This is a genomic window from Aporhodopirellula sallentina SM41 (genome assembly GCF_000346505.1).
In the GTDB taxonomy this organism is placed as follows: Bacteria; Planctomycetota; Planctomycetia; order Pirellulales; family Pirellulaceae; genus Rhodopirellula; species Rhodopirellula sallentina.
On record NZ_ANOH01000207.1, the window covers coordinates 25075 to 34141 of the forward strand.

A 9067-nucleotide genomic window follows, 5' to 3' on the forward strand; every position below is an offset into this window, starting at 1 on the left:
GGATATGCGGTTAGCTGGAAACGATCGGCTCGTCAAACAGACAGGCTAGAAATAAAAACGCGGGCTCAGCGGTGACAAACAGCACAGTGAGTTTGCGGATTGATGTTGTATTTTTCGCGGTGAGCTTTCGCAAACTCTTCCTGGTCCCAATCCTCGGGCGGCGTCCAATCGAGCTTGGTCACGAACTCTTGCGGACGCAGGTGCTCGTTCGGGTTGCGGTGACAGGTGATACACCACGCCATCGACAACTCCTCGGCCTGGTAGACGACTTCCATTTGGTCGATCCGGCCGTGGCAAGACTTGCAACTGACACCGGAATTCACGTGGGCAGCGTGATTGAAGTACACGAACTCGGGCAGGTTGTGGATCCGCTTCCACGCCATCGACCGACCGGTCTTCCAACTCTCGTGGATCGGCTGCAACTTCGCACTCTCGGTGCGCACCGCGCCGAGTGCTGGTGGCTGACCGTCTTGCCCGGCCGGCGAGTGGCAGTTCACGCACGTCGCCGTCGGCGGAATCGCAGCATGAGCGGCGTCAAAAACCGTGTTGTGGCAGTACCGGCAGTCCATCTTCAACTGACCGGCGTGCAACGCGTGACTGAACGGCACCGGTTGCGTTGGCATGTACCCGACATTGAGCGTTTTCGGATCAGTGATCAGACCACCCATCGCGGCAGCGTATACGCCACCACCGACGACGGCTAAACCGAGCACGCCGAGGAATGGATTCATCCAACGAGGAAACAGAAATCGCTTCATGATCGACCTAATGAACTCTGCGGCAAAAACTCACGCGACTGCGACCGGAATGAACAACGGAACCAGACGTCTTATCTGGGAAACCGCAGTTGCATCACGAACAGCAACGCTGCCAACGAGCGAGAGAATAGAGAGTTGTCACCTAACGAAGATTGAGGGCGGGGATTATCAGTCGGAGACCGCCCCGACGACAAGGCCATCACCCGCTCCGCGACATTGTGTCGCACAGGAGAAACCATAATGTCGCGGATGAAAAGGGCGCTTCTGGCATCGTTTTCGCCGATTGGCTTCGGGGCACTGCCCTAATCCTCGCGAACCTCCTAAAACACGCAATCAAACGTGCCCGATGGCACACCACCGGGCGGCCGCGTCACACCACCGCGCCCAACTGTGCGTTCATATCCTCGGTTGCCGCACGGACCGCGTCCTGCCAACGGGCGTCGCCGAACGTGTCGGCGTACTCCTTTCGCGCGTGGGCAAAGATGATCCCTCGGGAACTGTTGATCACCGCGCCCCGGCCCGACGCGTCCAACGCAGCCTTGACGTCATCGGCGGCGCCGCCCTGAGCCCCAAAACCGGGGACCAACAGAACGCTGTGGGGCATCGCCTCGCGGAGTTCGGCGAGCTGCTCGGGATAGGTTGCCCCGACGACCGCGCCGACGGGCCCATACCCGTCCGGGTCGAGCCGCCCGGCGTTGAGCTGGGTCACCAATTCCGCGACGCTCCGGTAGATCGTTTTTCCGTCGCTCTCGAGATCCTGCAGGTAACCGCCACCCGGGTTGGAGGTTTTGACCAACACGAAAATCCCGGCCGCCCTCTGATCGCAGACCTCCACAAACGGCTCGAGACTGTCTTGGCCGAGGTACGGGCTGACCGTCAACGAGTCGCTCCCCCACGGGCTCGCCGTCGCCGGATCGCCTCCGGCGGCGGAGATCCCGGCACGGCTGCCGAGGTAAGCGTCGGCGTACGCGGTCGCTGTGCTGCCGATGTCATTCCGCTTTCCGTCGGTAATCACGACCAACCCCGCTTCGCTGGCATAACGGATCACTTCGCCGAGCGAGACCATCCCGGCCGGGCCGAGCTGTTCGAAGAACGCCGCCTGTGGCTTGACGCACGGCACGAGATCCTTCACCACGTCGACAATCTCACAGCAAAACTGCGTGTAGGCGGCCGCCCACGCGTCGGGCGACTGACCTTCGACCGCATCCCGCAGCGGCGAGGGCAACTGCGCCTTGCGTGGGTCCAACCCGACACAGGTCACGGATCCGGTTCGGGAAATGGCTTCGTTGATTCGCGTGGAAAAGGTCATGGTTACCGTTCGGTGTGTGGCTGGAAGTGTGGGCAAGACGCAGGTCTCGGCGGGCACCGGTCTGCGTCGACCGGCCTCGGTCCGTCGGCCACAACATAGAAAAACCGCCCCACTCCAGCGAGACACCCTCCCAGACGGGTATGCTAGAGAGCAGACGGGAAACCGGCACGTGCCCCGAAAGACATGTCCCGTACGACCACATTTCGCACATCTAACTATCTGAAGCGTATTAACCAGAAGCAATTTCTCGCAAAACACTCCCCACGTTCGTCCCCACGTTGGTTATGCCACACACCGCTCAGGACTTTTTTCGACAAATCGACGACGAGATCGCGTCGGCCGGTAGGCTGATCGAAACGATCCGGCAATCCAACCGCGCCGCCGCTCACCGCATCAACGCCCTCATCGAAAAACGCACCGACGCGTTCGTGCGACTGGCCAAGCACTACCTGCCTGTGCTTACGCTCAAGACGCTCGCCGACGCGTGGCATGAAGTGCACGGCGAAATCCGGCAAATCATGCTGGCCCAAAGCGACACGTGCCGACAACTGCAGCGAGAACTCACCCTGCAGGACGCGCGGTGCCACGAAATCGAAACGGAACTGCACGAGACAACCGAACGTTTCGAAAAAGCGAGACGCGACCTGCTGTCCAAGACCGGCAGCTTTCACAAACACCTCCGCGAAGATCCCGAGATCGCTCGACTGTCTGCCGAGATCACTCGCGTCGATCGCGAGATTCAAATCGGGATCGACTCGCTCGAGAGCGTCAACGATGAGGCGCAAAAGAAACTGCCTGACTACGAAGAATGCGAACTGTTTCGTTATCTCCGCGAGCAAAAGTACGGCACCACCGAATACCGCCAACGCGGACTGGAACGTCGTTGGGACCGATGGATCGCGCGGCTGATCAACTTCGACGAAGCCAACGAGAGCTTTGAGTACCTGACCGAGGCTCCGTCGGCGATCCAGGAACTGATCCGCGAGAAACAGGAACGCTACAAACAACTCCTCCGTGCACTGGAGTCGGCTCGCAACGCCGCGGCGGATCGATACGGCATCGAAGAACAAACGCGACTGTGCGACCGACTAGGCGACGAAGTCGAATCGCTCGAGCAACAACATACCGAAGCGATGTGGGACCGCTCGATCTTGGAGTCCGACCTGCAGGAAGCCGAAGACATCAACGGCGAGCATTACCAGAAAGCTCTCGCGATCTACACCGAGTTTCTAAAATCGACTCAACCGGAAACACTCGCCGTTTACGCTGCATGCACCGAATCTCAGGTCGACGATGAGATCTGCGCGAGAATCCGCAGCCTCCAATCTGAGATCGAAAACGAGCAAGCCGAGTCGGTGGCTCACGCCGAACGGATTGTCGAACTCAGGAAATATCGAACCGGGCTGAACGAACTGTCCCGGCTGCTTCGCAATCACCTTCGCCATTCATCGAGCGAAGTGCGGACGCGCGACGACTTTCGGTTCGATATTGTCCTGAACGACATGCGCGACCTGCATCTGTCGCCGATGAAAACTTGGCGGCGGCTTCTTGCGGCGATCAGTGATCCGATCCGGTCCGTTCCCTTGCCCGGCCGATTCACGGCGGAAGCCTCATCGCCGCACGCGGGCGCATTCGGTCCGGTCGAAGCAGCCTTTCTCGCCGCGTCGGAGAACTCGCCGGGTGTGCTTGGTGGCAGACCATGTGACCCCACGGGAGTCCTGATTCGCCCCGAACGCGAACCTCGCGAAACCGGGCGGCAATCGATGTTTGACACGCTGGCGATCTGCCGCAGCGAGAGCGAGTCGAAGCACATCGTCTCGCTTCTGCAGGAACACGGCATCCGCTGCTTCGCACACAATCACTTGCTCGACCTGCCGGCGGTTTCAGGCGATGCCCCGACGAGCGAATGGCAAGAGAGCAGTTGGGAAGACCATGCCCAGCAACGGCTAGTGGGAGTCGCGGTCGAACACGCCGCGGACTGCAGCCAGACCGTGCCGCAGATCGACGCAGTCGACTTTTCGAGCGTCGTCGTCGAAGTCGCGAGATTCCACGAAGCCCGGCATCACTTACTCAGCCACCTCCGACTCCACGACACCGAATGGGACTGCCCCGCCTGCGACTCCCACGTCGACCGAGGCTACTACCACTGCTGGCGCTGCGGCCAAACCGCCCCCCACACGTAAACCACGGCCTCTTACCACTCTCCGCGAGGACCGAGCGAAGCGAGCGGACAGGGAAGATACTGCGGCGAACCACAAAGGGTGGGCGACACCGTTCGAAGAGTGCCGAGAAAAACCGTAAGCCCAAATCTCTGCGCTCTCTGCGCCTCTGCGTTTCAAATCACCCCAGCGAACCACGGACGATGAACAGCACCGTCCCAAAAACCTCCCACGCTACAGCATCAACAGAACGACGCCGGTGAGGATACCGACGACGCAGAGAGCTTTGCGCTTGAGGTTAACCTCGCCGGACATTCGGCTGCCAAAGAGGATCGCGATCACCACGCTAACCCGGCGCAGGGCCGAGACGATGGACACGAGCGCTTCCGGATTCGCCAGTGCTGAGAAATAGGCCATGTCGGCGGCCAACAGCAAGGGACTGATGCAGAGAATCGCCCCCCGCCATCTCAAACTTCACACCGCCACTCGACTGCTCCCGCGCCTGCTCGGCATACCAACGCAGCGCCAACGGCGTCATGACCGGAACGAGATAAACACTGAACCAAGCCTGCACGGTCGCGGGGCGGTAACCGAACTCCTGCAGCAGCAATTTGTCGTAGATCGCGCTCAACGCCCCGAGCACGGTCGCCGCAACCATCCACCACACCGCTCGATCGGTTCGGAACTGGATCCCTTCCTTCGCCCCCACCAACGACAACGCCCAGAACGAACCGAGCACAATGACAATCCCGAAGAACTGCAGCGGTGTTGGCCGTTCACCTAGAAAAACGATAGCGAGCACGAGCGTCCACAATGGACTCGTCGATCGAATCGGCGCCGCAATCGAAAGCGGCAATTTCTTCAACGCATGAAATGCAAACACCCACGACGCACCGACCAACAATGACTTCCCCGCCAACGCGATGTGCCCTTTCACGCCAATGGATTCCACCACCAGCAAACTCGCAATGGAGACCGACGGCAGGAACGTTTGCACGAGCAACAACACCGACCAAATCAACGCACTTACACTGACGCTAATCAGCAGCACCATCGGCACCGCGTTGCCTCGCACAGACACTTTCTTTGCGACGTCGTACAGCCCCAAAAGAAAGGCGGATACGAGCGTCAGGATCATCCATGACATGTGCGGGCGCGATGCAGGTTCAAGTAGTGATGCGGATTCCGATCACAGCCTACGACTGCGCTATCACAAGTGCCAGGGCCACATTCCGGAACGGTGCCACTGCACACCACAACTCTACGACGTTGGCTCTAACGGATGATCGGCGAGCGTCGGGTTCTTCGTCTCGACCGGAGTGCGCTGCCTGTTGGCCTCAAAGACGGTTTCCCACCACAACGCCGAATCGGCTTGGTTCCATCGCCCGGACTCGGGAAGAGCATCCAACCGAGCCATCAGTTCGCTCACCGAAGCGGGCCTCGCCTCCGCGTCGAGCGACAAGCACTGCATGATCAGATCCTGAAGCCCATCAGGCAAAACGCGGCCCAAACGTACTTCGGGTCGAACCGGCGCGTGCTCGAGTTGTTTCAAACAAAGATCGATCGCCGATTCACCGTCATAGGTGGTTTGCCCGGTCAACAGTGCGTACCCAACCGCACCGATCGAATACAGGTCACCTGCCATCGTCGCCGCACTCGGATCACGAATCGTTTCAGGTGCCATGTACAGCGGCGTGCCGGTGATCGAATCGCTGCGTGTCATTGTCAGTGCGACCGTATCGTCGACGCGTCCGAGGTCTTTCACCAAACCAAAATCGAGCACCTTGATAAAGTCCCACGAGTTGGCCTGCGCGCTGAGCAAAATGTTCGCGGGCTTGATATCGCGGTGGATCAAACCCGCCTCGTGGGCCTCCGCGATCGAACCACAAATTTGATGCAAAAGGTGAATGACTCTCGCCGGATCCTGCGGGCCGTAAAAATCAATGAGCTGCTGCAGCGAGATACCATCGATGTACTCCATCACGTAATAGAAAACACCATCCATGTCGTCTGTTCCCTTTTTCGAATCGTCTCCATACAAACGGTGAGCCTGACCATAGTCATAGATCGCGATCGTGTTGGGATGGCGAAGGGTTGAGGTCAGCTGAACTTCGCGGCGGAAACGCTCGATGGATTGACGCGACAGGTCCTCGCCCTCGAGGACCTTGATCGCAACATCGCGCCGCAGGTACTGATGGCGCCCACGGTAGACTGATCCCATTCCGCCGGCACCTAGCAACTCGGTGAGTTCATATTGCCCAAGCCGACGACGACCGCGGTCACGATCCTTCAGACGCTGTTGCAATCGAGCGGACCAGAGAGCGAGCCCCGCAACGCACAGGCCCGCGACCGTCAGCAAACAAAACAGACCGATGATCACCCGGCGAAGAATATTGACCGGGCCGAATGCCTCGTCGGCATCGATCTCCATCGCCATGCCCACGTTGTAATCGGCTAACCACTGCCATGCACCGACAACGCGGACACCTCGATAGTCGTTGTAGCCATCGGTATTCACACCGGATGAACCCCGCGTCGCTTGGTCAGCCATATGCGTCAGCGGACGGCGTAGCAGTTCGGCATCGGAGATCTCATCCGGTGACGTCAAAAATGTGCCCGGATCGCGAATCAAAATCGGTTTCCAAGTCGCGGTATCGACGTCGGCGTCGTTTTCGAGCGAGGCGAGCGGCAGTCGCGATTCGAAACGACTCCGCGTGAGCATTCGGCCGCTGCGGTCAAACACATATGTCGCATCGGTCGGCGTAATCGACATTCGGGCGCTGAGATAGCGACGCGGGTCGATCACCCAACCAAAGGTGCCACGCAATTGATTCTCGTCCATCAACGGACACAGCACCGTCAGGATCAGCCGATCTGAATCGGGCGGCGGCAGCACCAATGTCGGGCCGCTCCGCATCAATTGGGCCCGGTTCAGATCCGACAACGCACACGCGCAGCCCACCCGCTCTGGTTTTTCCGAACAGGTAATCCGCCCCGACGGGTCTGTGAGAATCCATCCTGCCGTCAGCGGGTGAGTCCGTATCTGGTCAGCGAGCGTGTCGTCCGAGTCCGCTTCGCCGTCCGCCCCGGATCGCTCATCGAGCGTGCGAAGCAGCAGATTGCGAGTCGCAGGGTTAGCCAACACCTGCTCGGCATCCCGTTCGAGCTCGGCAAAGTGCAGCCGAACCCGGGCGACGTTTCCGACCAAGATCGACTGGAGCGATCGGCCGGTCAGCCGCCGCATCGATCGATCCAGTTCGCGGGTTACCCAGATCATTGTCGCAAACATGACCACGAGATACGCCGTCGCCAACCAGCCGACCAACCGTTGGTTGGTGCCGCTTGCGATTCGTGATCTCAGTGTCTCGCTATCATGCTTGCGACGCGACGGCATTAATCCTTCTCTTGTAATTTCGCGATCGACGTCAGGTCTTCGAGCGTCGACGTGTCTCCGGCGAGTTCGCGACCGGCCGCCACGTCACGAAGGAGACGACGCATGATCTTCCCGCTGCGTGTTTTCGGCAGCGCCGAGGTGAAGCGAATATCATCCGGTTGGGCGAGCGCACCGATCTGTGTTCTCACGTGCTGTTTGAGTTCCTTCAAGAACTCGTCGTTGACTTCCCGGTCGGTCGTGGTGACAAACGCGGCAATCGCTTGTCCTTTGAGGTCATCCGGGCGCCCGACAACAGCGGCTTCGCAAACGTCAGGGTGAGAAACCAGCGCGCTCTCGACTTCGATCGTGCTAAGACGGTGTCCCGAGACGTTGATCACGTCATCGATCCGGCCCATGATCCAGTAGTATCCGTCGCTGTCACGTCGCGCGTTATCGCCGGTGAGGTACTGGTTAGGCACGTCGCTGAAATACTGATCGACGAATCGTTTTGGATCGCCGTAAATGCCGCGAAGCATTCCCGGCCACGGTTTCGAAATACACAGTTTCCCGCCGCTCTCGCTGTCGACTTCATTCCCGATTTCATCAACGATCTTAGGCACCACTCCGGGCAACGGTTTGGTACAGGAACCTGGCTTGGTCGGCGTGATTCCGGGCAGCGGGCTCATCATGATGCCGCCGGTTTCGGTTTGCCACCACGTGTCGACGATCGGACATTTGCCGCCGCCGATCTTCTCGTGGTACCACATCCACGCTTCCGGGTTGATGCCTTCGCCGACGCTGCCGAGCAAACGCAAACTCGACAGGTCATGTTTCTCGACGTGTTCATCGCCCCACTTAATGAAGGCGCGGACCGCCGTCGGTGCGGTGTAGAGAATGGTGACTTTGTACTTTTCGACAAGGTCCCAGAACCGATCTTCGGCAGGATGGTTTGGAGCACCTTCATACATCAGGCAGGTGGCCCCGGCGGTCATCGGACCATAGACGATGTAGGAGTGCCCGGTGATCCAACCACAATCCGCCGTGCACCAGTAGATGTCGTCGTCGCGGTGGTCGAACACCCATTCAAACGTGCGACGGGCCCACAAGTTGTAGCCTGCCGTCGTGTGCAAGATCCCTTTCGGTTTTCCGGTGCTGCCGGAGGTGTAAAGGATGAACAGCGGCGTTTCACTGTCGAGCGGTTTGGCGGGCAGCGTTCCCGGTTGCGAGTCAACGATGTCGTGCCACCACACATCGCGGCCCTCGGTCATCGGAGTATCGTCGCCACCGGTTCGGCGAAGGACGAGACACTTTTGCACCGTAGAAGATTTCGCGAGTGCCTCGTCAACGGTTTTCTTCAGCGGCAGGACTTTGCCACGCCGGTACAAACCGTCGGCCGTGATCATCAGTTTCGCGGAGGCGTCATTATTTCGGTCGGCGATCGACTCGGCACTGAACCCGGCAAAAATCA

The 9067-nt window shown here is 59.5% G+C and carries 7 protein-coding genes; 1 reads left to right on the top strand and 6 read right to left on the bottom strand.

Translation table 11 applies throughout. From position 1 onward, the window contains the following. Nucleotides 1-65: 65 nt before the first annotated feature. Complete coding sequence (locus RSSM_RS13520; RefSeq protein ID WP_008679498.1) at nt 66-758, bottom strand: cytochrome c3 family protein; 693 nt, start codon at nt 756-758, stop codon at nt 66-68. 370 nt (nt 759-1128) lie between these two features. Further along, nucleotides 1129-2067 (bottom strand): orotidine-5'-phosphate decarboxylase, encoded by a 939-nt coding sequence (pyrF, locus tag RSSM_RS13525; RefSeq protein WP_008679500.1) that lies wholly within the window; start codon nt 2065-2067, stop codon nt 1129-1131. 284 nt (nt 2068-2351) lie between these two features. Between pyrF and RSSM_RS13530 the strand changes: the two genes are divergently transcribed. Next, nucleotides 2352-4250 carry a coiled-coil domain-containing protein gene (locus RSSM_RS13530; protein ID WP_008679502.1) on the top strand — a complete coding sequence of 633 codons (1899 nt, stop codon included), beginning with the start codon at nt 2352-2354 and terminating at the stop codon, nt 4248-4250. A 210-nt stretch (nt 4251-4460) separates the two neighbouring features. Here the strand turns inward: RSSM_RS13530 and RSSM_RS34745 are convergent, their stop codons facing one another. The 4 genes from RSSM_RS34745 to acs all read right to left on the bottom strand — a co-directional run. Next, nucleotides 4461-4604, bottom strand: coding sequence for a hypothetical protein (locus tag RSSM_RS34745; protein ID WP_236621133.1), 144 nt, complete (start codon nt 4602-4604; stop codon nt 4461-4463). After that, complete coding sequence (locus RSSM_RS13535) at nt 4573-5373, bottom strand: EamA family transporter (RefSeq protein ID WP_236621134.1); 801 nt, start codon at nt 5371-5373, stop codon at nt 4573-4575. Before RSSM_RS13535 ends, RSSM_RS34745 begins: the two co-directional genes overlap by 32 nt. A gap of 114 nt (nt 5374-5487) precedes the next feature. Then, a complete protein-coding gene (locus RSSM_RS13540; protein WP_008679506.1) occupies nt 5488-7620 on the bottom strand; it encodes a serine/threonine-protein kinase in 2133 nt (710 codons plus the stop codon). Next, nucleotides 7620-9067, bottom strand: a 1448-nt coding sequence (gene acs, locus RSSM_RS13545; protein ID WP_044302497.1) for an acetate--CoA ligase, incomplete at its 5' end; no start/stop codon positions are given. The genes acs and RSSM_RS13540, both read right to left, overlap by 1 nt.